General features: G+C 59.6%; 21 protein-coding genes and 1 pseudogene. 11 read left to right on the top strand and 11 right to left on the bottom strand.

Going from position 1 to position 25,190, the window contains the following annotated elements:
• The first annotated feature begins 362 nt into the window (after positions 1-362).
• Both SIC14_RS03990 and SIC14_RS03985 read left to right on the top strand, forming a co-directional pair.
• Entirely contained in the window at positions 363-1,847 is a 1,485-nt protein-coding gene (locus tag SIC14_RS03990) for a SulP family inorganic anion transporter (RefSeq protein WP_412564538.1), read from the top strand.
• A 10-nt stretch (positions 1,848-1,857) separates the two neighbouring features.
• The gene (locus tag SIC14_RS03985; RefSeq protein ID WP_412564537.1) at positions 1,858-2,709 is read left to right on the top strand and encodes a universal stress protein; all 852 of its coding nucleotides are present in this window, start codon (positions 1,858-1,860) and stop codon (positions 2,707-2,709) included.
• Positions 2,710-2,807: 98 nt separating this feature from the next.
• On the opposite strand, the gene rsmD is transcribed toward SIC14_RS03985, so the two are convergent.
• Together rsmD and SIC14_RS03975 are read right to left on the bottom strand one after the other, a co-directional pair.
• Positions 2,808-3,365 carry a 16S rRNA (guanine(966)-N(2))-methyltransferase RsmD gene (rsmD, locus tag SIC14_RS03980; protein ID WP_412564536.1) on the bottom strand — a complete coding sequence of 186 codons (558 nt, stop codon included), beginning with the start codon at positions 3,363-3,365 and terminating at the stop codon, positions 2,808-2,810.
• Positions 3,362-4,574, bottom strand: a pseudogene (locus SIC14_RS03975) (NAD(P)/FAD-dependent oxidoreductase). Before SIC14_RS03975 ends, rsmD begins: the two are co-directional and overlap by 4 nt.
• A 116-nt stretch (positions 4,575-4,690) precedes the next feature.
• On the opposite strand from SIC14_RS03975, the gene SIC14_RS03970 reads away from it, so the two are divergent.
• Positions 4,691-5,179: a peroxiredoxin gene (locus SIC14_RS03970; RefSeq protein WP_412564535.1), complete on the top strand. Its 489-nt coding sequence runs from the start codon at positions 4,691-4,693 to the stop codon at positions 5,177-5,179.
• Here SIC14_RS03970 and SIC14_RS03965 read toward each other — a convergent pair.
• The gene (locus SIC14_RS03965) at positions 5,176-5,913 is read right to left on the bottom strand and encodes a hypothetical protein (protein ID WP_412564534.1); all 738 of its coding nucleotides are present in this window, start codon (positions 5,911-5,913) and stop codon (positions 5,176-5,178) included. The two genes, SIC14_RS03970 and SIC14_RS03965, sit on opposite strands and share 4 nt — an antisense overlap.
• 315 nt (positions 5,914-6,228) lie before the next feature.
• On the opposite strand from SIC14_RS03965, the gene SIC14_RS03960 reads away from it, so the two are divergent.
• Positions 6,229-7,317: a hypothetical protein gene (locus tag SIC14_RS03960; RefSeq protein WP_412564533.1), complete on the top strand. Its 1,089-nt coding sequence runs from the start codon at positions 6,229-6,231 to the stop codon at positions 7,315-7,317.
• A 77-nt stretch (positions 7,318-7,394) separates the two neighbouring features.
• Here SIC14_RS03960 and SIC14_RS03955 read toward each other — a convergent pair whose 3' ends face one another.
• The 7 genes from SIC14_RS03955 to SIC14_RS03925 all read right to left on the bottom strand — a co-directional run bounded on the left by SIC14_RS03955 (position 7,395) and on the right by SIC14_RS03925 (position 14,173).
• Entirely contained in the window at positions 7,395-8,243 is an 849-nt protein-coding gene (locus tag SIC14_RS03955) for a mechanosensitive ion channel family protein (RefSeq protein ID WP_412564532.1), read from the bottom strand.
• Positions 8,240-8,536 carry a 4a-hydroxytetrahydrobiopterin dehydratase gene (locus SIC14_RS03950; protein WP_412564531.1) on the bottom strand — a complete coding sequence of 99 codons (297 nt, stop codon included), beginning with the start codon at positions 8,534-8,536 and terminating at the stop codon, positions 8,240-8,242. The genes SIC14_RS03955 and SIC14_RS03950 overlap by 4 nt, the downstream gene beginning before the upstream one ends.
• The gene (locus tag SIC14_RS03945) at positions 8,533-9,726 is read right to left on the bottom strand and encodes a GNAT family N-acetyltransferase (protein ID WP_412564530.1); all 1,194 of its coding nucleotides are present in this window, start codon (positions 9,724-9,726) and stop codon (positions 8,533-8,535) included. Before SIC14_RS03945 ends, SIC14_RS03950 begins: the two co-directional genes overlap by 4 nt.
• A gap of 60 nt (positions 9,727-9,786) precedes the next feature.
• On the bottom strand, positions 9,787-10,554 hold the full coding sequence (locus SIC14_RS03940) for a glycerophosphodiester phosphodiesterase family protein (protein ID WP_412564529.1): 768 nt from the start codon (positions 10,552-10,554) through the stop codon (positions 9,787-9,789).
• A 17-nt stretch (positions 10,555-10,571) separates the two neighbouring features.
• On the bottom strand, positions 10,572-11,036 hold the full coding sequence (locus tag SIC14_RS03935; protein WP_412564528.1) for a RidA family protein: 465 nt from the start codon (positions 11,034-11,036) through the stop codon (positions 10,572-10,574).
• Between the two features lie 105 nt (positions 11,037-11,141).
• Positions 11,142-12,437 (bottom strand): HlyD family type I secretion periplasmic adaptor subunit, encoded by a 1,296-nt coding sequence (locus tag SIC14_RS03930; protein ID WP_412564527.1) that lies wholly within the window; start codon positions 12,435-12,437, stop codon positions 11,142-11,144.
• Positions 12,434-14,173, bottom strand: coding sequence for a type I secretion system permease/ATPase (locus SIC14_RS03925; RefSeq protein WP_412564526.1), 1,740 nt, complete (start codon positions 14,171-14,173; stop codon positions 12,434-12,436). The genes SIC14_RS03930 and SIC14_RS03925 overlap by 4 nt, the downstream gene beginning before the upstream one ends.
• A gap of 266 nt (positions 14,174-14,439) precedes the next feature.
• Between SIC14_RS03925 and SIC14_RS03920 the strand changes: the two genes are divergently transcribed.
• Together SIC14_RS03920 and SIC14_RS03915 are read left to right on the top strand one after the other, a co-directional pair.
• Positions 14,440-15,183 carry a VacJ family lipoprotein gene (locus tag SIC14_RS03920; RefSeq protein WP_412565819.1) on the top strand — a complete coding sequence of 248 codons (744 nt, stop codon included), beginning with the start codon at positions 14,440-14,442 and terminating at the stop codon, positions 15,181-15,183.
• An 11-nt stretch (positions 15,184-15,194) separates the two neighbouring features.
• The gene (locus tag SIC14_RS03915; RefSeq protein ID WP_412565818.1) at positions 15,195-15,788 is read left to right on the top strand and encodes a phospholipid-binding protein MlaC; all 594 of its coding nucleotides are present in this window, start codon (positions 15,195-15,197) and stop codon (positions 15,786-15,788) included.
• Between the two features lie 59 nt (positions 15,789-15,847).
• Here the strand turns inward: SIC14_RS03915 and SIC14_RS03910 are convergent, their stop codons facing one another.
• Positions 15,848-18,052 (bottom strand): transglycosylase domain-containing protein, encoded by a 2,205-nt coding sequence (locus SIC14_RS03910; protein WP_412564525.1) that lies wholly within the window; start codon positions 18,050-18,052, stop codon positions 15,848-15,850.
• A 282-nt stretch (positions 18,053-18,334) separates the two neighbouring features.
• On the opposite strand from SIC14_RS03910, the gene SIC14_RS03905 reads away from it, so the two are divergent.
• The 5 genes from SIC14_RS03905 to ade all read left to right on the top strand — a co-directional run bounded on the left by SIC14_RS03905 (position 18,335) and on the right by ade (position 25,078).
• The gene (locus SIC14_RS03905) at positions 18,335-18,673 is read left to right on the top strand and encodes a P-II family nitrogen regulator (protein ID WP_412564524.1); all 339 of its coding nucleotides are present in this window, start codon (positions 18,335-18,337) and stop codon (positions 18,671-18,673) included.
• A 26-nt stretch (positions 18,674-18,699) separates the two neighbouring features.
• Positions 18,700-20,037 carry an ammonium transporter gene (locus SIC14_RS03900; RefSeq protein WP_412564523.1) on the top strand — a complete coding sequence of 446 codons (1,338 nt, stop codon included), beginning with the start codon at positions 18,700-18,702 and terminating at the stop codon, positions 20,035-20,037.
• 242 nt (positions 20,038-20,279) lie between these two features.
• Positions 20,280-22,640: a Tex family protein gene (locus SIC14_RS03895; protein ID WP_412564522.1), complete on the top strand. Its 2,361-nt coding sequence runs from the start codon at positions 20,280-20,282 to the stop codon at positions 22,638-22,640.
• A 79-nt stretch (positions 22,641-22,719) separates the two neighbouring features.
• Complete coding sequence (locus tag SIC14_RS03890; protein WP_412564521.1) at positions 22,720-23,217, top strand: DUF2478 domain-containing protein; 498 nt, start codon at positions 22,720-22,722, stop codon at positions 23,215-23,217.
• Between the two features lie 166 nt (positions 23,218-23,383).
• Complete coding sequence (gene ade, locus SIC14_RS03885) at positions 23,384-25,078, top strand: adenine deaminase (RefSeq protein WP_412564520.1); 1,695 nt, start codon at positions 23,384-23,386, stop codon at positions 25,076-25,078.
• Positions 25,079-25,190: the final 112 nt, after the last annotated feature.

Genomic DNA, 25,190 nt, shown 5'->3' with positions numbered 1-25,190 from the left:
AGAGTGAGGAAGCGCGGCCTAATCAAATGCCCGAAGGGCGGTGTTTGGTGAGTGCATATCCTGCGTTGTGAAGGCACGGGGCTTCGAAGGTGGATGGGGCCACCATACCACAAACGCCTGAAATTACGGCATTGCTCCCGCCAATGTGAAAGCGCTGTGACCTGCAGGCGGGTGGCGCGTGACAATTCCGGTGCAGTTTTACGGGCAACGCAGGCATTGCGGCCAAGGGGCTTGCGATCTAACCGCGCCTGTCTATAAGCGCCGATAAACGCGTTCTTGTGGCCGAAAGCGGCCCGAAACTTGCTGAACAGGACAAATTCTTGCACCCCGGCCGCTCACTCACGGTCCGGAACGGAGGGCTGATGATGCTGCTATCCAACTACAAACACGAATGGTTCGGGAACATCCGTGCCGATCTCTTGTCCGGCCTGGTGGTCGCGCTGGCGCTGATCCCCGAGGCGATTGCCTTTTCGATCATTGCTGGCGTGGATCCGAAGGTGGGTCTTTATGCGTCCTTCTCGATTGCGGTGATCACGGCGATTGTCGGCGGTCGTCCGGGCATGATCTCGGCGGCGACGGCGGCGACGGCGGTGCTGATGGTGACGCTGGTGAAAGACCACGGGCTGCAATACCTGCTGGCGGCCACGGTGCTGGCAGGCATCCTGCAGGTTGGAGCCGGGCTGTTGAAGCTGGGCTACGTGATGCGCTTTGTCAGCCGGTCGGTGATGACCGGCTTTGTAAACGCGCTGGCGATCCTGATTTTCATGGCGCAGCTGCCCGAGCTGATTGATGTACCACCGTTGACCTATGTGATGGTCGCGGCCGGTCTGGGCATAATCTACACCTTCCCGCTGCTGACCAAAGCGGTGCCCTCGCCGCTGGTCTGCATTGTGGTTCTGACCGGTATTTCGCTGGCCCTGGGGCTGGACCTGCGCACCGTCAGCGACATGGGCGAACTGCCTGACACGCTGCCGATGTTCCTGATCCCGGACATTCCGCTGAACATGGAAACCCTGATGATCATCCTGCCCTATTCGGCAGCGGTGGCGGCTGTGGGTCTGCTGGAAAGCCTCATGACCCAGAACCTGGTGGATGATCTGACTGACACAACCTCGGACAAGAACCAGGAATGTATCGGTCAGGGTGTGGCCAATGTGGCAACCGGTTTCATCGGCGGCATGGCAGGTTGCGCGATGATCGGCCAGTCGATGATCAACGTGAAATCCGGTGGGCGTGGCCGCCTGTCCTGTTTCATCGCCGGTGTGGTTCTGCTGATCCTTGTTGTCTTCCTTGACGACATTGTGGGGCTGATCCCGATGGCGGCACTGGTGGCGATCATGATCATGGTCTCCGTGGGCACCTTCAGCTGGTCTTCGCTGGCCAATCTGCGCGAGCATCCCGCCTCCTCGTCCATTGTGATGGTGGCGACGGTGGTGTTTGTGGTCTTCACCCACAATCTGGCCATTGGCGTGCTTGTCGGTGTGCTGCTGTCGGGCATCTTCTTTGCCTGGAAAATTGCCCAACTCTTTGCTGTTACTTCTGACCTGTCCGAAGATGGTCGCACCCGCACCTATGTGGTGCATGGCCAGCTGTTCTTTGCCTCCTCCGAGGACTTCATGAAGGCATTTGACTTCAAAGAGGTGCTGGAAAAAGTGGTGATCGACGTCAGCCGGGCGCATATCTGGGACATTTCGTCTGTTGCAGCACTGGACATGGCTGTGCTCAAGTTCCGTCGGGATGGGGCCGAGGTGGAAATCATCGGCATGAACGAAGCATCCGAAACCATTGTTGATCGACTGGGTGAGCATGACAAACCCGGCGCGATGGACAAGCTCTTGGCGCATTGAGGGGGCTGACATGAGCAAGAAAATCTTCGCACTGGTGGATGGCTCGGCCTATTCCGAGTCGGTCTGCCATCACATCGCCTGGATCGCGGGTCGCATTGGTGCCTCGGTGGATCTGTTCCACGTGCTGGGCCGCCGCGAAGGTGGTTCGGACGATCTGAGCGGCAATCTGCGGCTGGGGGCACGGTCCAAGATCATGGGCGAACTGGCAGAGCTGGATGCACAACGCGCCAAGCTGAGTCAGGCGCAGGGGCGCGCGATCCTTGAGGACGCGCAGGCCTTGATCGAAAAAGATGGTGTTGCCGAAGTACGCCCACATCTGCGTCTGGGTGATATTGTGGAAACGGTGGAAGATCAGGAAGGCGACAGCGACCTGATCGTCATCGGCAAACGCGGTGAATCTGCGGACTTTGCCAAACAGCATCTTGGCTCCAACATGGAGCGGGTGGCGCGTGCCACCTCCAAGCCGGTATTTGTGGCCAACCGCAGCTTCAAACCGATCGAGAAGGTGCTGATTGCCTTTGATGGTGGTGTCAGCGCGATGAAAGCAGTGGACTATGTGGCAAACCACCCGTTGTTTGCCGGTCTGGCCTGCACCGTGGTGACGGTTGGCACCCCGTCCGACACTGTGTCCAAAGGGCTGGAGGATGCCAAGGCGACCCTCGCCGCTGGTGGCCATGCAGCCGAGGTGAAAGTTGTGGAGGGCCAGCCCGAAACCGCGCTGGCCGAGCTGATCGAGGCCGAAGGCCATGATCTGCTGGTGATGGGTACCTACGGCCATTCGCGGATCCGCGCGATGATTATTGGCTCTACCACCACCGCGATGATCCGCACTTGTAAGGTGCCTGTGCTGTTGATGCGCTAAGCGTCTCTTGGGATGGCTGTGAAAGGGAAGGGGGCGCTGCCCCCTTCTTGCCGTTTGCACGGCAATTCATCCCCCGGGGATATTTTTACCAAGAAGAACTAGGCTTCGAGCAGGGTAATGGTGGTGTCGCCATAGCGGCGTTCATCAAGGTAGTTCAGCGCCTCTGGCACCGTGATTGCAGCGCTTTCTTCCCAGACGATCAGAGCCCCTTGGGCAATCCAGCTGCCATCCAATGCGGTGGCAATGGCCTTTTCGCCCAAGCCTTTGCCATAGGGGGGATCGAGGAAGATCAGATCAAACGCTGGGCCGGTGTTTGCCGTCAACTTGCGGGCATCGCGGCGGATCATCTTGGTTTCTGCCCGCGCGTCACAGATCTGGATGTTTTCCTTCAGCAAGGCGTTGGATTTGCGACCGTCATCCACAAAGGTGACATGGGCCGCGCCGCGGCTCAGCGCCTCGAGCCCCAAGGCGCCGGTGCCAGCAAACAGATCGAGAACCCGTGCACCGGTGATCGGATCGCCAAATCGGCCACCGCCCAGCATGTTGAACAGGCTTTCGCGGGTGCGATCCGTGGTTGGGCGCAGATGCGCCGCCGGATCGCCTTTGCCCACCGCCGCCAGAGCGCGGCCTTTGAAACGACCTGCAACGATCCTCATGCGCGCAGCAGCGATTTGAGATCGGTTTCAGGATCCGCCAGCAGATCGGGGGCGGGGGACTTGCCACCGTCGATCAGCCGTTTGCCAACCATATAGGCGCGCGGATCATTGGCGGCGTCCACGGCCAGCAGGGTGTCTCCCTGATAGTACCAGAAGGACACAGCACCCTCTTTGTCGCCAAGGCGGGTGATGATGCGGTCATAGCCGGTGTTGAGGCCTGCGATCTGCAGCTTGACGTCATATTGGTCCGACCAGAACCAGGGTTGCGGCACATAGTCTTTGGCCGCGCCCAGAAGGTTCTCGGCGACACATTCCGCCTGATCGATGGCATTAGGCACCGATTCCAACCGCAGCCGGCCATCGCGATAGGGGAAGGAGGCGCAATCCCCAGCGGCCCAGATCGCCGGGTCCGAAGTGCGGCCCTGCGCGTCAGTCTTGATACCGTTGTCGATTTCCAGACCGGCGGCCTCGGCCAGGGCGGTGCCGGGGGTGATGCCGACCCCAACGATAACAAAATCCACCGCCAATGTGGTGCCGTCGCTGAGGTCTGCGGCAGCGACCCGCGTCTCGCCGGTCAGCTGTTTCAACCCAACACCTTCAAGGATCTCGACCCCATGCGACTGATGCAGGGCGCGGAAGTAATCCGAGGTCTCAGGTGCCGCAACCCGTTGCAGAATGCGATCCGCCATTTCCACAAGTGTGACCTTGAGGCCTTTCTTGGCGGCGACGGCTGCGGCCTCCAGACCAATATAGCCACCGCCTACGATCAGAACGGATTTGCCTGCACCAAACTCGGGCTCCATTGCGTCCACATCCGACAGGCCACGGACCACATGGACGCCTTCCAGCGTGCCGCCAATTGCGGCGGGCAGGCTGCGGGGGGCCGAACCGGTGGTCAGCACCAATGCGTCATAGGGCAGGCTTTCAGCCCCGATCTGAACCGTTTTTTGCGCTGCGGTCGATGCCGGTGACTTCTGCGCGCAGACGCAGGGTGATGTTGTTGTCGGTATAAAAGCTTTCGGGCCGCAGGTAGAGCCGTTCCAGTGTCATGTCGCCCAGCAGATAGCCCTTGGAGAGGGGCGGACGCTGATAGGGGGGCACGGCCTCCGCTCCGATCAGTGTGATTGCGCCCTCAAAGCCTTGATTGCGCAGCTTGGCGACCAGAGAGGCCCCGGCCTGACCGGCGCCGACAACAACGATATTTTCCATGTCCTGCTCCTTCAGCGGCTGCATTTCCACCTGATATTGCGGAAATTTCTGGCTGTCTGTTTCGGCGACCCTATATGAGGCAGAAGTGAAAACGCAAACAGGGACTTTTAGACAAAATGACTCTTTCCGTTGGGGACAAACTGCCCGAGGCCACTTTTCCGTTTATGGGGCCGGAAGGGCCTGCAACGCTTGCTCTTGGTGAGAAATTGGCGGGGCGCAAAGTAGTGATCTTTGCCTTGCCCGGGGCCTTTTCGCGCACCTGCGATGCCTCGCACATGCCCAGCTTTATTCGTACCAAAGACGGGTTTGCCGAAAAGGGCGTGGATGAAATCATGTGCCTTGCGGTCAACGATCCCTTTGTCATGGGGGCCTGGGGCGCGTCCACCGGCGCAAACGACGCAGGGATCACCATGCTTGCCGATGCTGACGGGGCCTTTACCAAATCCGTCGGAATGGACATGGATGCGCCGGTTGTGGGGTTCTTTGGCCGCTCAAAACGTTACGCGATGGTGGTGGAGGATGGGGTTGTGACCCATCTCAATATCGAGCCAGAGCTGGGCTGTACTGTTTCTGCGGGCGAAGGCCTGTTGGAGGCGATGGGCTAACCTTCGTTTGGTAAATTGGCCTGCAGCGTTGCAAGGCGCTGCTGGCTTTTCGGGTCCAACCCTTCTAGCGCCAGCGCTTTGAGGCGGGGCATGGCCTGCAAATGGGTCAGGTTTTCAGGCAGGCGATAGCCGTGATCGGGATCCTCCTCCATCAATATGGACAGGCTGGTTGCTGACGGCAGAGCGGACGCCAGCAGGTGGTCCAGCGTGTCCTGCGAAATGCTACCTGCGGTGCTCGCAATATCATCGATGTCGGCGCTGAACTCTTGCAAATGAGCGTGAGATACTGGCCGCGACAGGGTGAAGGCGCCGCAGATATCAAGGATTTCCAGATTTGGCGCGGCCTCAAAAATTGGGGTGATGTCGCCAACCCGGCAGTAGAGCGCGTGGCCGTTGAACAGCATGAACATGTCGCCCAATGACAGCGACCGCAACGCCGGCAGGTGGCGGCCTTTGAACAGGTCGGTGATTTCCGACAGGTCGTAAACACCGGTTGCTCCAGCTGTCCGGCGCATCTGTTCCGCGTAATGGTGTGATGTACCCAGGTTCAGACAGGTGACTCGGCTGGCTTCCTCGGAGCCAAGGAATGTTGCGATCAATTCACCCTGTTGCGGCGCGGCGAGGAAACCGAAACGGGTGCCGTCATTGGGCACGGATTTCACAGCTTCGCGGGTGTCATCCCCAGGCGGCAACCCGATCAGAAAGGCCCCCCGCAGATCGCAGCAGTGCTGCATTCCATACCGGCGCAGCGCAGTTTCGAATGCAGTTTCACCGCTGCGCGTTCGGTTGCCGAGCAATTTTGTTACGGTGCTGAAAAAGCCATGTTTCATAATGCCGTCAGAGTAGTGGCAGGGTTTGACACTGTCGAATCCGGAATTTTGACGCAGTTGGCATGAAAATATATTGTTTATTGTCAGTGATTTGGAGTGTTTCGGTCAAATATCCGTCAAACAAACGATTAAACAGAATCCGATTTTTGACCGTTCGGAGTCATCAGTAACGAGTTTGATGGTTTCGAAAGGGCTGCTGCCATGCAAGTTGCCTCCTCTATGTCGATTAGCGCCTCCTATGTGTCGGTGAGTGTCAGCACCTCCCGCGCAAGCGTGTCGCAGAACGTCAGCAAAGCCGCCGAGGTTGCACCGGTGGCCAAGCCAGAGCCAAAGCAGCAGCCGGATGTGACCATTGAAGTGGGCAAAACTCGTAAAGGTCGGGGCGATGATCACGGACGCGCACATGGCCATGACAAACCCCGCTACGGCGGTGGACTGGCGGGGCGGCTGGTGCGTCGGATGGATGAGAACCGCGATGGCGGTGTGTCCCTGCAAGAGGCGCAGGAGTCGCGTCTAGGACGTCGGATCAGCGAAGAGAAATTCAACAAGATCGATGGCGACAGCGATGGTCTGGTGACCGCAAAAGAACTTCGCTCGCACTTCCGCAAGTCGCTGTTTGGGGACCGTGCGCAGAAACCAGCCGCCACCGATGATGCGGTCGCACCAGCAAAGCCAGAAACAGGCAGTGCCAACAGTGTGGCACAGATCGCCAGCCAACAGGCGTTGGCCTCTGTCACCTCTGTGTCTGTTTCAGTCAGCGTCGCCTCGGCCTCATATTCCAGCGCTTCCGGCAGCTTTGGTGGACAGGTGGGTGACGCTGCCGTGCCGCAAGAGCCGATGGTGGGCAAAGCCCCGGTTGAGCAAGCGCCGGTTCAGGATAAAGAGCCAAGTGCGGCTATGGTTGAAGCAGCCAAGATCAAAGCCGAAGCCGCCGCGCGGGAAGCGGATGATGTGGAAGATGGCGATGATATCGAGATCGACGATCTGGGCGATCTGATGGAGATGATGGCCTCGGGCGCGTTGGATGACATGGACCCGATGAAGCTGATTGAAGAAGTTGCAGAGCTGATGGGCGTGGAGTTAGACGCTGATGGCGATGATGACGACGACGGCCTGAGCATCGGTTCACTGGGTGGGGAAGTTGATGCAAACTTCTCTGGCTCAGAGGTTTCGCTGGAAGCCTTCAGTTTTGAAGCCAGCCTGACCACGGCAACCTTCGCAGACGGCTCGTCGGCGACATCGATGTCGGTGAACTTCACCGCAATCTCGGCCTATTCCCGCACAATGGAATTCAGCGCCGCCGCCTGATCCAGTTTCCCCGGAGCGGGCAACCATGAACAGAACGGAAAAGGGCGGCCCGATGAGCCGCCCCTTAATGTGTTGAGTTAACCCGCCTGAATAAGCGTCTGGGTCGGGAAGGGGATATCCACCCCGGCCGCGTCTAGGGCCTCTTTCACCGCACGTTTCATATCCGCTTGATAGGCGAAGTAGTCAGAGGATTTGACCCAGACACGGGCCAGAAAATCGACCGAAAAGTCGCCCAGATTGTTCACCTGCAGAAACGGCGCCGGATCCTGCAACGCGCGCGGATCGCTCAGCAAGGTCTTGCGGATCACCTCCTCGGCCAGTTTCAAATCGGCGTCATAAGCCACCCCAAACACCCATTCCGCCCGGCGGGTTTCATAGATCGAGAAGTTGGTGATCGTGTTGCCCCAGACATTGGCGTTGGGGATGATGGTCTGCACATTGTCGGTGCTGGCCAGCTCGGTGTAGTTCAGCGAGATGGATTTGACCGTGCCGCTTTGCCCGCCAACGGTAACGAAATCCCCCAGTTTGATGGGGCGGAAAACAATGATCATCACGCCAGCTGCCACGTTGGACAGGGTGCCCTGCAGGGCTAGGCCGATGGCCAGACCGGCAGCACCGACAACCGCAACAATCGAAGTGGTCTGAATGCCGAAGGTGTTCAGCACAAACAGCAGCGCGAAGCCGATGATCACATAACGGGTGATGTTGCCAAGGAAGATGAACAGCGTGTCATCCAGCGCCTCGTAATCCAGCCCCAGCTTCACAATGCGGCGACGGGCCCAGCCCGCCACGAAAAAGCCCAGCACCAGCATCGCAACAGCTCCCAGAATGGAGCCTGCGAAAGAGGTCAAAACGTCAAGTGTCATCAGGTCCGAAAGGCTTTGGCCGTTCCAGATTTCAGTGTTCAGAATGTCAGTAAGGGTCATGTAACCAGTTGATCCAATTTTCGCGCCAGCTTGGCATCCAAGGCGCTCAAGCCGCCGACGTCATGTGTTGAAAGCGTCACATGCACCGTTTTGTAGACATTTGTCCATTCCGGATGATGGTTCCACTTCTCCGCCCACAGCGCGGCACGGGTCATGAAGGCAAAGGCTTCGGTGAAATCGGCAAACTGGTAGGTTTTGGAAATGGCGTCGCGGTCGGCGTTCAGGTTCCAGCCAGCTGCGCACAGAGGTTCCAGCATGGTCTTACGGCCCGTGTCACTCAGCAATTCGCTCATTCTTGGTCCTCTCCTTTGGTTTTGCGGAACGGCCCGTAGCTGGTGAGGATCTCGATCTCCTCTTCAACGGCAGTCCGTTCGGCCTTCAGGAACTGTTGCACCGCCTCGGCAAAGCCCGGATCGCCCACCCAATGCAGCGAATGGGTGGTGACGGGCAGATAGCCACGGGCCAGCTTGTGCTCACCCTGCGCGCCGGCTTCGACCCGCCGCATCCCGTGGGCGATGGCATAGTCCATGGCGCGATAATAGCATGCTTCGAAATGCAGGCAGGCATGATCTTCGATGCAGCCCCAATAGCGGCCATAAAGCGTATCTGACCCGATGAAATTCAAGGCCCCTGCCACCGGCACACCTTCGCGTTCCGCCAGTACCAGCAGAATATCGTCGCGCAGGGAGTCTTGGGCGATGTCGAAAAAGGTGCGGGTCAGATAAGGTGACCCCCATTTCCGCGCGCCGGTGTCCTGATAGAAGCGCCAGAAAGCATCCCAGTGGTGCGGCGCGATTTCGTCGCCGGTGAGCATCTGGATGTCGCCGCCAAAGGCAGCGGCGGTGCGACGTTCCTTGCGGATCATTTTGCGTTTGCGGGAACTCAGCGTGGCAAGGAAGGCGTCGAAATCTGCGTAGGCGTGGTTGTCCCAGTGAAACTGCTGCCCCGTCCGGTGCATCAGCCCCATTTCAGCACCTGCCAGCGCCTCGGCTTCGGTGCAGAAGGTTGCGTGGAGCGAGCTGACCTGGTGTTGCGCTGCCAGTTGCACAGCCCCCTGGACTAAGGCTGACATGCCGCGAACCTCATAGCCCGGGCGGGTCAGAAAGCGGCGGCCGGTGGCCGGGGTGAAGGGCACGGCAATTTGCAGTTTGGGATAGTAACGCCCACCGGCATTTTCATAGGCATGGGCCCAGGAATGGTCGAAGATATATTCGCCCTGGCTATGCGACTTGGCATAGAGCGGTGCAGCGGCAATCAATTGACCGCCCTCAAACGCCGTCAGGTATTGCGCCTGCCAGCCCGTCCCCGGTCCGACGGATCCGCTGTCTTCTAACGCTTTTAGAAATCGGTAAGTGGTGAATGGGTCCATCGGGCGGGCGCTTTGCCCGGCAGCAACTTCGGGGCAGGCGCAGGCGTCCCACGCGGCAGCGTCAATCTGGCCCAAAGAGCCATGCACCTGAATTTCGACTGTCTTTTCCGTCATTTCCCTGTTCCCTGCGCCCGATCACTATCTGGGGCGCAGGGGGGTGGGATCAACCCGTTATCAGGCGGGAATTGCCGCGTCATAGCCTTCAAAGGTCACATTTTCCGCAACCTTTCGGACTTCTGCTTCATGGGCTGCGGATTTGATGGTCCAGCACAGGATATGCGCGCCCCGCCGTTTCAGATCCTGCACCCGTTCGGCGCCCAGGTCGTTCGCCTCATGGCTGATGAAGCTGCATTTGTTCGGGGCGTAATCCGGGATGCCACGCAAGCGATCGCGGGTGCCCTTTGGCAACAGCGGCCATTTGTCTGCCGAGAATGCCGAAGTGGTCAGCCCACGCGGCACCTCGGGCAGGAGCCCCGACATCAAGCGCACCGAATGCGGGTTGAATGACATCAGCGCGACAGGGCCGTCACATCCTTTAAGCGCTGCAGCCGTTGCTTTTTCCAACCGACCCGTGTTGGCGCCCATGATGCCGTCCTGATCCTTCAGCTCGATCAGCAGTGGCACACGGCCCGCGACCAGTTCCAGGACCTCCTCCAGGGTGGGAATGGTTTCGTCACTTCCCAGCAATTTGACCTGCTGCAGCTCGGCTGCCGTGCGGGTTTGCACCGCGCCTTTGACACCGGTCAGGCGTTCCATGTCATAGTCATGGAACACCATTGCAACGCCGTCCTTGGACAGTTGCAGGTCAATTTCGATCCCGTAGCCCGCATCCATTGCAGCACGAATGGAGGAGGGGGCGTTTTCGGGACGGCCATTTTCCACATCATGCAAGGCACGATGTGCAATAGGGGCCTTCAGGAAGGCCTCAGGCAATTTCGTCATAGTCTTGCGCCGTGTTTTTAGCGGATCTCGAAGATCGCTTCGATTTCAACTGCAACGCCCAGCGGCAGCGAAGCCGCCGAGACAGCCGAACGTGCGTGACGGCCAATGTCCCCCAGCGCTTCGACCATGAAATCGGACGCGCCGTTGATGACCTTGGGCTGATCGGTGAAATCTGCTGTGGAGTTCACAAAGCCCACCAGCTTCACAACACGCGTCAACCGGTCCAGATCGCCGTCACAGGCCGCCTTGAGCTGGGCCAGCAATGCAATCGCGCAGGTCTTGGCCGCCGCTGCACCTTCTTCTGTGCTGAGCGTATCGCCCACACGGCCTGTGATCAGCGTCCCGTCCTGGTTCGAGATCTGTCCCGAAACATAGACGTGATTGCCCGAAACCACATAGGGCACGTAGTTGGCGGCAGGGGCCGGCGCGTCGGGCAGAGTGATGCCCAGTTCCGCCAGGCGGGATTCGATTTTTCCGGTCATAGTTGCTCTCCCATCACGACCTGATTCGCGGCGACGCTACTGCACCTGCACACGCTTGCATAGCCTTAGCGTATACGGTGGATACCGCAATTCTTCACGTTCACGTCACCCTTCACGGAAGGCCTTAGCAAAGTAATCTGTCAGTGGTTTGACAAGATAGGCCAATGGGGTGCGATCTGCGGTACGAATATAGGCTTCCACCGGCATACCAGGCACCAGCGTGACGCCTTCGGGCAATTGCGACAGTTCCGCCGCGGTGACCGAAATTTCAGCCCGATAGAAAGAGGCCCGGCTGGCTTCGTCGGTGAATGCATCCGCTGAAACCTGGCTGACCTGTCCCGACAGTTCTGGTGTGGTGCGCTGATCAAGCGCCGGGAAACGCAGGGTCACGGCCTGGCCGGGGTAGACCTGATCGATGTGGATCGTGTCGACCTGGGTGGCAATCACCAGCGGGCGGTCCTGTGGCACCAGATACAGCACCGGATCGGCGGGGCGTACGACGGACCGGGGCGCAAAAAATTGTAGCCCGTAAACAATGCCCGAAACCGGGGCGCGCACATCCATCCGGCTGAGCTGAGTCAGCAAGGCGCTGCGGGTTTCCGCCAGTTCCAACTCGCGGTATTGCAGATCGCGCAGCTGCGAAACCGCCTCTTCACGGCGGTCGCTTTCCAGCCGCAGAATTTCAATGTCCGTTTCAGTGATCCGGCCTTCCGACTGGGCCACCTGGGCCACCAATTCACCAACTTCGCCGCTCAGGCGCGCCTGTTCCCGTTGCAGGTTCAAAACCTTGGAGGCCTGCGCAAGCCCCCGTTCCAGAAGTTTGCGCTGGCTTGCCAGTTCTTCCTCAATCAGGCCAAGCTGCAGACGAAGCGCTTCTTGTTGTGCGTTGATCCCATCGACCTGGCTGCGAATCTGACTTTTGCGCTTTTCCAACTGGTCTTTCTGTCGTGCAATTGTCAGGTCCCGTGCCTCTAGCAGCCGGATCTGCCCGTCCAGCATATCCTGCACATCTGTGTTGTGGTTGGCGGCGGTCAGCAGTTCGGAGTCAAAGTGGATCGTGCTGACACTGTCCTGTTCAGCCTGCAAGCGGCCGCGGCGGGCCATGATTTCAAACAGCTGCCCTTCGGTGATGGCCAACCGGGAGGACAGTTCTGTCGGGTCCAGCTTGATCAACAGCTGATCCTGTTCGACAAAATCCCCTTCATCCACCAGCAGTTCGGCGATCACCCCGCCATCGGGGTGCTGCACCACTTGCCGATTCTGATCGACCTCGATCTTGCCCGAGGTCACAATGGCACCGGCAATCTGGGTCAGCGTGGCCCAGGCGCCAAATCCACCGAGCAGCAGGGCCAGGGCGAAACAGCCGATCAACAGCGGCGCACGCACAGAGAACCCGTTCATTGCACACCTCCTGCACCGGCACTGCGTTGGATTTGCTGGTGGTTCTGCACCATCTTCTTCAGCACCTCTTCCTTGGGGCCAAAGGCGCGGGTGGCGCCGTTTTCAAGCATCAAAATGGTGTCGCATTCCTTAATGGCGGCTGGGCGATGCGCCATGATCAGCACCGATTTGCCTTCGGATTTGAAGCTGCGGATGGCCTGGTTCAGCGCTTCTGAACCTTCGTTGTCGAGGTTCGAGTTCGGTTCGTCCAGCACCAGCAGCACCGGGTCCAGATACATCGCACGGGCCAGGCCGATCCGTTGAATTTGGCCACCCGACAAGCGGCCACCTGCGACGCGGACTTGGGTGTCATAACCTTCGGGCAGCTTCAGGATCATCTCATGCGCATCGGCGCGTTTCGCCGCCTCCACAATTTTCACCGGATCCGGCGCGGGCGACAAGCGGGCGATATTTTCAGCGATGGTGCCGTCAAACAGTTCAATCCGCTGCGGCAGGTAGCCGATCAACTCGCCCAGCACAGAAGGCTCGTATTGCTCCAGTGTGGCGCCATCAAGACGGATCTTGCCGCCCGCCGGTCGCCACAGCCCTGTCAGCGCCCGCGCCAAGGAGGACTTGCCCGCGCCAGAGGGGCCGATCACACCACAGGCGGTGCCAGGGGCTAGTTTGAAATTGATCATCCGCAGGGTCGCCTGTGCTTCCCCTGGCGGCACCACGGTCAGCCCCTGCACATCCAGTTTGGCCGCAGGGCGCGGCAACGGGGTGCGTTTGGCCTCTTCCGGAACAAGGGTCAGCAGTTCGGCAAGGCTGTCCCACCCTTTCAGCGCCCGTTGCACCACGGCCCATTGGTTGATCAGCTGTTCAATCGGCGCCAGTGCGCGGCCCATCAGGATCGAACCGGCAATCATCGCGCCCGGAGTCATCTGCCCCTGTAGCACCAGATAAGCCCCAAGGCCCAACATCGCCGATTGCAGAAACAGGCGGAAGGTTTTGGTGGTGATCGAAAAGCCGGTGCCTGTGTCCGAGGCATTGATCTGCCGGGTCAGCGCCAGATCCCGGCTTTGTTGCCAGCGCTGGAAAGTCGCGTCACGCATCCCCATTGCCTGCACCGATTCTGCTTCGGTCTGCAGCTGATGTGCAATCCGTTCCGACACCACCATGGCCTGATTGGCCTCGGCCAGAGGGCGGCTGGAAAACAGCTGGTTGGCAATAGCAATCACGATTAGCAGGGCACCACCGCCAATGGCCAACATCCCCAGCCAGGGGTGGAAAATCAGGATGCCCGCTAGGAATAGCGGTGTCCAAGGAATGTCAAAAAGTGCGGTAAAGGCCGGGGAGGACAGGAACCGCTGCACCCCTTCCAGATCACGCAACCCGGTCGAGGCCGGCTGATCCGGGCGCATCGCCGATTTGCGGATCACCGCATCAAACACCCGACGGTCCAGCCGCGCCTGTAGCCGCGCCCCAATCCGCGCCATGATCCGACCCCTCGCTAGATCCAGCAGGCCCATCATCAAAAACAGGAAAGCGATCAGCAGGGTCAGGCCAAACAGCGTTTCCACCGAACGGCTGCCCAGAACACGATCATAGACCTGCAACATATAGAGCGGCCCGGTCAGCATCAGCAGGTTCACAAAGACACTGAACACACCCACGGCCCAGTAGAGTTTCCGGCTCTCCCGTCTGGCTTCGCGCAGTTCATTGCGGCCCGCCGTGGTGTTGGTTGGTGTGACAGGCATCTGCACCTATCCTCCCTCAAAGAGTGTCCTGTCGAACGGCGGAAATCCACCCATTCGGCTAAAGTCCTTGCCGCAAAGGGCAATTTCGCGTTTGCGGCTGCAAGTTGCGTTCCGCTATGCTGCCAAGCAATAAATTTCTTGTTTCAATTCTGCCACAGGCGTCCGTTACCCCATTCTAGGGGCTGGGCAAGAGTAACGCCTGCCTTAGATAGACGTCAAAGATTAGAATCTGGTTCAGACACGTGACGATACATACCTCCTCCTCGATGTTGCGCATTTTCGGCGCAGCAGTCCTCTTGGCTTTGGCTGCGGCCTGCACGCCGGTGGATCCGTCCCGTGTGGGCGATGACGGTCTTTTTGACCCCTATGAGGCACAAAACCGCGAAGCCCATCGTTTCAATGTCAGCCTGGACAAGGCCATCCTGCGTCCGGTCGGTGTGGCCTATGCTGACACCGTGCCCGAACCGGTGCAAAAAGGGGTGGGCAATCTGGCCGATAACCTGGGGGAGCCCAGCAGCTTTGTGAACCACGTGCTGCAGGCTGATGTCGAAGGCGCAACCCTGAATGTCTTCCGCTTTGTGCTGAACTCCACCGTTGGGGTTGCCGGGATCTTTGATGTGGCTTCGGCCCTTGGTTTGCCCGAACATGAAAGCGATTTTGGCGAGACCCTGCATGTCTGGGGCGCGGCGGAAGGGGCCTATATGGAACTGCCGGGCCTAGGACCATCGACAGAGCGCGACACAGTGGGCAAAGTTGTGGACTTCGCCATGGATCCGATGTCTTACATTGTGCCGTCGCCCGAGAAATACATCGGCACCGGTGCGAAAGTTGCAGATACCTTGGGCAGCCGTGGCCGCTATGCAGAAACGGTTGACTCGGTCCTGTACGAAAGCGCCGACAGCTACGCGCAAACCCGCCTGTTCTATCTGCAAAACCGCCGCTTCGAGTTGGGAATCGAGGCGGAGGATACCTATATTGACCCTGACGAGATTGATACTGAGGGCTTCTGATGACCGTCCTGATGAACCGCCGTTCTTTTGTGGCCGCCTCCGGCGCGGCCGCCTTGGCCAGCACCCTGCCGACGGGTGCCTTTGCGCTGGACAACGCGCAGGCGCGTGCGCTTGTGGATGCGTTGGTGGGTGAAATCAATGCCGTGATCGATTCAGGCAAGGCAGAAAAAGCCATGTTTGGCGCGTTTGAGCGGATCTTCAAGACCTACGGCGACACCTCCTACATTGCGGCCTATGCGATGGGTGTGGACGCGCGACGGGCCACGGCGAGCCAGAAAAAGGCCTTCTCCAAGGCCTTCACCGGTTACATCTCGCGCAAATACGGCGCGCGATTCCGCGAGTTTATTGGCGGCCGTCTGGAAGTACAGGGCGTGAAAAAGGTCAAAAGCTTCTACCGCGTGCGCACCATTGCCCATCTGAAAGGGGAAGCCCCGTTTGAGGTGGATTTCCACGTCTCTGATCGCAGTGGCAAGAACCTGTTCTTCAATATGTATATTGAAGGCATCAACATGCTGCTGACCGAACGGGAAGAAATCGGTGCGATGCTGGACCGACGCAAAGGCAACATCGACAAGATGATCGCGGATCTGAAAAAGGCAGGCTGACCGCCATAGCCAAAATTAAGAAAGAGCGGGGGCATCCCCGCTCTTTTTGTTTGTCCGCTTCAGTTGCCCCCAAAAATCCCACGCAGGAGATCGTCAATGCCGTTGCGGGTGTCCTGACCGCGCCGTTCTTCGGGGATGTCGTTGCGGGCGGGCGATCCACCGCGCAGCATCGGCAGAGGTTTTGGGGTCAGCCCGTCATGCACCCGGCGCATGGTTTCGTGCCAGATCTCGGCCGGCAGGCCTGATCCGGTTACACCTGTCAGCGGTGTGTTGTCGTCATACCCCATCCAGACGCCGGCAACGTAATCGGCGGTGAAACCGATGAACCAGGCGTCTTTGGCTTTCTGCGAGGTGCCGGTTTTCCCCGCCACTTCCCAATTTGCCAGATTGGCACGGCGGCCAGTGCCTTCGGCGGCCACCACATGCATCATCCAGGTCAGTTCACGGGCGGCGTCTTCGCTGATCACCCGTTCGCCGATGCCACCGGTGGAGGTCATCAAGGGGTCCTGATCGCCCTGCATCTTCAGCTCAATCAACCCGTAGGGCCGTACCGAGCTGCCGCCGTTTAGGATCCCAGCATAGGCCCCTGTCACTTCCAGCAGGCTGGTGTCCGACGCCCCAAGCGCCAAGGACGGCCCCGCCGCCAGATCCGAGGCGATGCCAAAATCGCTGGCCACCTTGCGCACATTGTCCAGCCCTGCGGCCTGCGCGATTTTCACTGCCGGAATATTCAGCGACACCCGCAACGCTTCGGTCAGGGTCACGGGCCCATTAAATTCACGGCTGTAGTTCTGTGGGCTCCAGGGGGACGAGCCGGGGATGTTGATGGTGATCGGCTCATCCACAACGATGTCGTTGGCGGACCAGCCCAATTCCAGCGCAGTGGCGTAGACAAAGGGTTTGAAGGCCGATCCGGTCTGCCGCTTCGCTTGAACTGCGCGGTTGAAGGCACCTGTGACCTTGGTTTTGCGCCCGCCGACCATGGCGCGCACCGCACCATCTGCCGACATGACCACTATGGCGGCCTGTGCCTTGGAGCCTTCTTTGACCTTTTCCGAGAAGATATAGTTCATCGCCTCTTCGGCGGCCGCTTGAATGCGCTGGTCCATCGTGGTGCGGATCACCACATCGGAGGTGGAATTGCGGGTGAAGAACTCTGGCCCCGAAGACATCACCCAATCGGCAAAGTAACCACCCGCCCGGGCCTGTGCAGCAGGCGACAGCGTTGCGGGATTGTTGCGCGCCGCCTGCGCGGATTTGGCTGACAGGTAGCCCTGATCCTCCATCAGGCCGATGATCACACCGGCGCGGTTCTGGCTGCGGGTCAGGTTGCTGGTGGGCGCCAGAGTGGAAGGCGCGGTCAGAAGCCCGGCAATCATCGCGCCCTCTGCTGCCGACAGCGCGGCGGCGGGCTTGCCGAAATAGCGCTGCGCCGCAGCCTCGGACCCATACGCCCCACCGCCCATATAGGCGCGGTTCAGATAGATCGAGAGGATCTCATCCTTGCTGTACTTGGCCTCCATCGCCAGCGCGTAGATGGCTTCCTTGCCTTTCCGCCAGAGAGAGCCGCGGCGACAGTCCTTTTCATAGGCCGCTTCGCTTTCCCACTGGGTGTCATCATAGACCACCCCAAGGCACAGCAGTTTCGCGGTCTGCTGAGTGATGGTAGAGCCGCCATGGCCCGACAGCGGCCCGCGACCTTCTCGCATGTTGATGCGGACCGCACTTGCCACACCGCGTGGGGACAGGCCGAAATGGCGGTAGAACCGCTTGTCTTCGGTGGCGACAATGGCGTTTTTCAGATGTGGTGACACGGTATCGGCCGTGACCACACCGCCAAATTGATCGCCACGCCAGGCAAAGACCTCGCCCGCGCGGTCGGTCATCACCACCGAGCCATTGGCGCGCCCGTCGAGGAGTGCCGTAAAATCGGGCAGTGTGGTGTAGACATAACCCACGGCCAGTCCCAAAACGATCGCCACCAACGTGCCGATCCGCCAAGTAAAGGCCCAGATCATCCGCAGCACAAAGCCGATGATCGCGCGGAAGAAGCGGACAATGGGATTGCCTGCCCGTTTCGGCGCCGCTTTGCGGCGCGCTGCGGACTTCTTTCTGGCGGCTGGTTTCGCAGGTTTCGCTTTGGTTTTGGTGCGCTTGCTGGCGGACGCAGCTTTGCCGCCCGCCTTGGCCCCCGGCTTGCCCGCCTTGGAACCATAGCGACGCTCGGCCACCAATGGCTGCTTTTTGCGACCTGAATCACCCATCTCTTGCCCTGCCCGTGCAACCTGTTTTGCGCCATCATACAGCGCCTTTCCCCGATTGTTGAGCAACTGATTCCATCGCTGGCAGTTCTTTGCCTGATTAATTTTTGTGCAAAAATTAATATGCGCACAAAATTTAGACGCTCCCCCTGCGGAATTCCTGTGCAGATGCAGCATTCCCTTCACTCAAACCCCCCGCGTGCTGTTGGTTGAGACCGTAATTCTGCGGGATCGCGCTGCAACGCTGCCCCGCTTCACACGACGGACTGGATCAAGGGGAACAAGGTGAAACTGATTATTGCAACGATCAAACCGTTCAAGCTGGAGGAGGTCCGCGAAGCGCTGACCGAGATCGGCGTGCGCGGCATGATGGTCACTGAAATCAAGGGCTTCGGCTCGCAGTCGGGCCACACAGAAATCTATCGCGGTGCGGAATACGCGGTGAACTTTGTGCCCAAGATCAAACTGGAAATCGTGGTGAGCGCAGCGATGGCCGATCAGGTCGTCGAAACCATCACCAACACGGGCCGCACCGGCAAGATCGGCGACGGCAAGATCTTCGTGCTGGACGTGGCACAGGCCGTACGGGTGCGTACCGGCGAAACCAACGACGACGCGATCTAAGCGCGTTTGGGGAAAGGACTATGGAAATGAATCGTATTACCAAACTTGGTCTGGTCAGCGCCGCCGCGCTGCTGCCGACCCTGGGTCTGGCCGAAGAGGCCGCCCCGGTTGCCGGCGTTGACGCCTCGACCGACACAATCTTTATCCTGAACTCGCTGCTGTTCCTTGTGGGCGGTTTCCTGGTGTTCTGGATGGCCGCGGGATTTGCCATGCTGGAGGCCGGTCTGGTCCGTGGCAAAAACGTAACCATGCAGCTGACCAAGAACATCGCTCTCTTCTCGCTGGCCGCGATCTTCTACTACCTGATCGGCTACAACCTGATGTACCCGCTGGGTACATGGTCGGTTGACGGCATCCTGTCCGGCGTCTGGGGCCCCGGCGTTCTGGAAGCTGTCGGCGTAGGCCGCGATGGCGCCGACGATTACGGCTATGCCTCCACCGGTTCGGACTTCTTCTTCCAGCTGATGTTCTGTGCCACCACCGCTTCGATCGTTTCGGGCACCCTGGCGGAACGTATCAAACTGTGGCCCTTCCTGATCTTCACCATCATCCTGACTGCCATCATCTACCCGCTGCAGGCGTCGTGGAAATGGGGCGGTGGCTTCCTGGATCAGGCAGGCTTCCTGGACTTTGCAGGCTCGACCGTTGTGCACTCCGTAGGCGGCTGGGCCGCTCTGACTGGCGCGCTGATCCTCGGCCCGCGTATCGGCAAGTATAAAAACGGCAAGACCATCCCGATCCCCGGCTCGAACCTGACGCTGGCGACCCTGGGTACCTTCATCCTGTGGCTCGGTTGGTTTGGCTTTAATGGCGGCTCGCAGCTGGCTATGGGCACCGTGGGTGACGTTGCAGACGTAAGCCGCATCTTCGCCAACACCAACACGGCGGCTGCCGGTGGTGCTATCGCTGCCCTGCTGCTGACCCAGTTCATGTACAAAAAGCCTGACCTCACCATGGTGCTGAACGGCGCGCTGGCCGGTCTGGTGTCGATCACCGCCGAACCGCTGACCCCGTCGCTGGGCGCAGCCACCCTGATCGGCGCTGTTGGCGGTGTGATCGTGGTCTTCGCGGTACCGTTCCTGGACAAGCTTAAGATCGACGACGTTGTTGGCGCCATCCCGGTTCACCTGATCGCCGGTATCTGGGGCACCATCGCAGTTGTCTTCACCAATGCGGACGCCTCGCTTGGCACTCAGCTCTACTCGATCGTTGTGGTCGGCGCCTTCACCGTAATCGTCTCGGCTGTGGTCTGGATGGTGCTGAAAACCCTGATGGGGCTGCGTGTTGACGAAGAGACCGAGATCAACGGCCTCGACATGGCGGAACTGGGCATGGAAGCCTATCCGGAATTCTCCAAGACCTGATCTTGTAGAGATCCTGAACATGAGACCTGGCGCCTTTCGTGGCGCCCGGTTTTCTTTTGGCCCCGTAGCACCAGTGAGTATTTGTGGATCATTGAAAGGCGCTTTCTGCTTGGCGCAAATATCTTGGGGTGAATGCGTCCAAAACCCTGTTTTGGGCGGAGAGGGGCAAGGCCCCTGATTTCGCCTTCCCCTCCTGCGCGCCCGCTTTTATGGTGGCCCTCCCAAAGACAGAGAGGATCCCCATGGCGCTCGACACTGCCCCGCGCATCAATCAGCTCATCGCCAAGGAAATCGGCGCCGCCGCCAGTCAGGTGGGGGCGGCCGTCACTTTGCTGGATGAAGGCGCCACCGTACCCTTCGTGGCGCGTTACCGCAAAGAGGTGACGGGCGGGCTGGATGACAGCCAACTGCGGACCCTGTCAGAACGTCTGGTCTACCTGCGGGAACTGGAACAGCGTCGCGCCGCCATTCTGGAGTCGGTGAAGTCGCAGGACAAGTTAACCGATGCGCTGGCCAAATCCATTGCCGGGGCCGACACCAAAGCGCAGCTTGAAGACCTCTATCTGCCCTATAAACCTAAGCGTCGTACCAAGGCGATGATTGCCCGTGAAAACGGGTTGGAGCCTTTGCTGGATGCCATCTTGGCCGACCGCCACGCCGATCCCGAAGAACTGGCCGCTGGCTATGTCACCGAAGCGGTGGTGGACATCAAGGCGGCGCTGAATGGCGCCCGTGACATCATTGCGGAACGTTTGACCGAGAACGCCGAGCTGATTGGCCGGTTGCGCGACTTCATGCAGAAAAACGCCCTGATCCAGGCCAAGGTCATCGAAGGTCAGGAAGCCAAAGGCGCCAAGTTCTCGGACTATTTTGACCATCGTGAGGCCTGGAAGGACGCTCCTAGCCACCGCGCCCTGGCAATGATGCGGGCCAGCAACGAAGGCATTCTGAGCGTCGATATTGCCCCGGCTGAGGAAGACGCCGAACGCGCTCCCGATATGGTGGCCGCCGCGCTGGATGTCAGCGGCTCGGGTGCTGGGGATCAATGGTTGCGCAAGGCCGCCAGTTGGACATGGCGGGTGAAACTGTCGCTTTCGATGATGCTGGATCTGATGGGCGATCTGCGCAAACGGGCGCAGGACGAGGCCATTCAGGTGTTCGCCCGCAACCTCAAGGATCTGCTGCTGGCGGCACCGGCAGGGGCCAAGGCAACCCTTGGCCTTGATCCGGGCATTCGCACCGGCTGTAAAGTGGCGGTGGTAGATGCCACCGGCAAGGTGCTGGCGACTGATACGATCTACCCGTTTCAGCCGAAAAACGATCTGCGCGGATCGCAGGTGACCTTGGCCAAACTGATCAAACAGCACGGGGTTGAGCTGATCGCGATCGGCAATGGCACCGCCAGCCGCGAGAGTGAGAAGATGGTCGCCGATCTGCTACGGGAACTGCCGGGCAGTAAGCCGACCAAGGTTGTTGTGTCCGAGGCAGGGGCTTCAGTTTATTCGGCCTCGGAACTGGCGGCGCGGGAATTCCCCGATCTCGACGTGTCTTTGCGCGGCGCAGTGTCAATCGCGCGACGTTTGCAGGATCCATTGGCTGAACTGGTGAAAATTGAGCCCAAATCGATCGGTGTTGGTCAGTATCAGCATGACGTGGATCAGTTCCAGCTGGCCCGTTCACTGGAAGCGGTGGTTGAAGATGCCGTGAACGCGGTGGGCGTCGACCTCAACATGGCCTCCGCACCGCTGCTGGCGCGGGTCTCGGGCCTCGGAGAAAGTCTGGCAGAGGCGATTGTCAGCCACCGCAATATCAACGGCGCTTTCAAAACCCGCAAAGATCTGTTGGACGTGTCCCGCCTTGGCCCGCGGGCCTTTGAGCAATGTGCCGGCTTCCTACGCATCGCTGATGGCGATGAGCCGCTTGATGCCTCTTCCGTGCACCCCGAAGCCTACGGCGTGGCGCGTAAGATCGTGGCGGCCTGTGGCCGTGATCTACGGCAGTTGATGGGGGACGAGGCCCAGCTGCGCCGGGTGCGGGCTGAGGATTTTGTCGATGACACCTTTGGTTTGCCCACGGTGCGCGACATCCTGTTGGAACTGGAAAAACCCGGCCGCGACCCGCGCCCGGATTTCAAAACCGCCAGCTTTGCCGATGGCATTGACGATATCAAAGACCTGAAGCCGGGCATGTCGCTGGAAGGCACGGTGACCAATGTCGCGGCCTTTGGCGCCTTTGTAGATGTCGGCGTGCATCAGGACGGTCTGGTGCATGTTAGTCAGCTGGCGGACCGCTTTGTGAAAGACCCACATGAGGTGGTCAAAGCTGGCGATGTGGTCAAGGTGCGCGTCACCGAAGTGGACGTGCCGCGCAAACGCATCGGCCTCAGCATGCGCAAAGACGGCGGTGCCGCCCCGGCGCAGCGCGGCGCGGGGCAAGAGCGAGGTGGCCCAGCAGGCAGTAGGAAAACGGGCGGGCAGGGTGGCCCCAAAGGCGGTGGCAAACACACACCGCGTGGGGGCAAGTTCAACAGCAAACCGCAGGGCAAAGGTGCTGACACCGGCGCCTTGGGCGCGGCCCTGATGGACGCCATGAAGAAGCGCTGAAGCTACGCGCTGATCTGTCCTCTTGTCCCACGGCGCGGCAATTGCTTTGCTGGGGGCAGCACTCAACCGGAGAAGACCTATGAAAATCGGCTATGTGAAAATCTCGGAACGCGGCGAAATGAACCGCCTTCTGGCTGCCCTGGCCGAAGAGATGGAGGCCAAGGGCCGCCGCCTAGCCGGTGCAGTGCAATATGACATCGAATGTGCCCCCGAAGGCAAATGTGACATGGATCTGCGCATTCTGCCCGAAGGCCAGATCGTGCGGATCTCGCAAAGCCTTGGCGAAGGCTCACGCGGCTGCCGCCTCGATCCGGTGGCGCTGGAAGAGGCGGTTGGCCTCACCGAAGGCCAGCTCAACACCGGTCAGCCTGATGTGGTCATCATTAACAAATTCGGCAAACACGAAGCCGAAGGCCGGGGTTTCCGTTCCACCATCGCTCTGGCGCTTGAAAAAGAAGTGCCGGTGCTGGTGGGGGTGAATGAAACCAACTACCCCGCCTTTGATGAATTCACCGGCGGGGAAGCGGTCAATGCCGGCAACAGCCTGCAGGCGCTGCGGGACTGGGTTCAGGGCTAATTCTTCTTGGCGAAAATATCCTGGGGGTGAGGGGGCAACGCCCCCTCTTTTTGTCTCTGCCTTCCCCCGAAACCAGCCGCTGAATTTCGCGCTACCGTTCCGGTCACCTGCATGTCATGCTGCGCCCTTATTCGCGCGATGAAGGCAGAGACGGAAGGCGGCAGAGATGAGCACATTGGCACAACGTATTGATCAGGGGCGGGGCACTGCAAAGGCCGATTTGGTTCTGAAAGGGGGGCAGATCCTCGATCTGATGACGGGGCAGATGCTCTCGGGCGATGTGGCAATCTGCGGCGACCGGATTGTAGGGATCTGCGCCGAATACGATGGGGCCGAGGTGCTGGATGTGAGCGGCAAGATCCTGGTGCCTGGCTTCATCGACACCCATCTGCATATCGAAAGTTCGCTGGTTACACCGTTTGAATTTGACCGCTGCGTACTGCCCTACGGGGTGACCACGGCAATCTGCGACCCGCATGAGATTGCCAATGTCATTGGCCCTGACGGCATTCGCTACTTTCAGGAAGCCTCGACCCGCACGCTGATGGACATCAAGGTGCAGCTCAGCTCCTGTGTGCCGTCGACGGATATGGAAACCGCAGGCGCCACCATTCTGGCCGAAGATCTGAAACCGCTGATGGGGCATCCCAGCGGCATTGGTCTGGCCGAGTTTATGAACTTTCCCGGTGTGTTGTTTCAGGATCCTGAGGTGATGAAAAAGCTGACCCTGTTTGAGGATCAGCATATCGACGGCCATTGCCCACTGCTGTCCGGCAAGGATCTGAACGGCTATATCGCCGCCGGCATCCGCACCGAGCACGAAGCCACCACGGCCGAAGAGGCGCTGGAGAAACTGCAGAAGGGCATGCGGGTGCTGATCCGCGAAGGTTCGGTGTCGAAGGATCTACATGCGCTTGCGCCGATCCTGAACGATGTAACCTCCCCTTATCTCTGTCTCTGCACCGATGACCGCAATCCGCTGGACATCGCAGAGCAGGGGCATCTGGACTATATGATCCGCACACTGATCAGCCTTGGCGTGTCGCCGCTGGCCGCCTACCGCGCCGCCAGCCTTTCGGCGGCAGAGGCGTTTGGTCTGAAAGATCGCGGCCAGATCAGCCCCGGCAAACGGGCGGACATCGTGATCCTGAACGATCTGGACAGCTGCGACATCGCTGATGTGATCTGTGGTGGTGTGCTGGTCAAGGACGCGGCCTTTGCTACCCGTGCGCTGATGGCGCCTGTGGGCCGTCATTCGGTCAAGGCCCCCACCGTGCAGGCCCAGCATTTCCGCACCGCAGGCAACCGCGAGGACACCGATGTGATCGGCATCCTTGAGGGCAAAATCATCACCGAACATCTGAATGAGACCATCGCTATTGTGGATGGCGACAAGCGCCCGGACCTCAGCCGCGACCTGATCAAGATCGCTGTGATCGAACGGCACGGCAAAAACGGCAATATGGCCACGGGGTTTGTGCGGGGCTTCAATTTGAAACGTGGGGCCATTGCCTCGACCGTTTGCCATGACCATCACAATATTGCGGTGGTTGGCGCCGATTACGATGACATGGCGCTGGCGGCAAACCGGTTGGGCGAAATCGAAGGCGGTTTTGTTGTGGTGGAGGGTGGCAAGGTACTGGCTGAACTGCCGCTGCCGGTTGCGGGTCTCATGAGCCTTGAAAGCTATGAGGTGGTGCATGACCAGCTGGTCGATCTGCGCAAAGCAGCGCGAGATTTGGGGGTCACGCTGGAAGAGCCTTTCCTGCAGCTGGCCTTCCTGGCGCTGCCTGTCATTCCGAACCTCAAGATCACGGACCGTGGTCTTGTGGATGTGAACAAGTTCGAAATCATCTCGTAATCCTGCGGCGTTGACGGCTTGCGGGGCACACATTACCGTGCGCCGAAATAAAGCTGACCACTGGGTCGGTTTTTGACGCACGCCTGCCACCTCGGCCCAGACCGGCAAACAT

Source organism: Thalassobius sp. MITS945101 (genome assembly GCF_047123305.1).
Taxonomy (GTDB): Bacteria; Pseudomonadota; Alphaproteobacteria; order Rhodobacterales; family Rhodobacteraceae; genus Thalassobius.
Note: the sequence above shows the minus strand (reverse complement) of the source record. Positions and strands in the feature narration are given on the sequence as shown.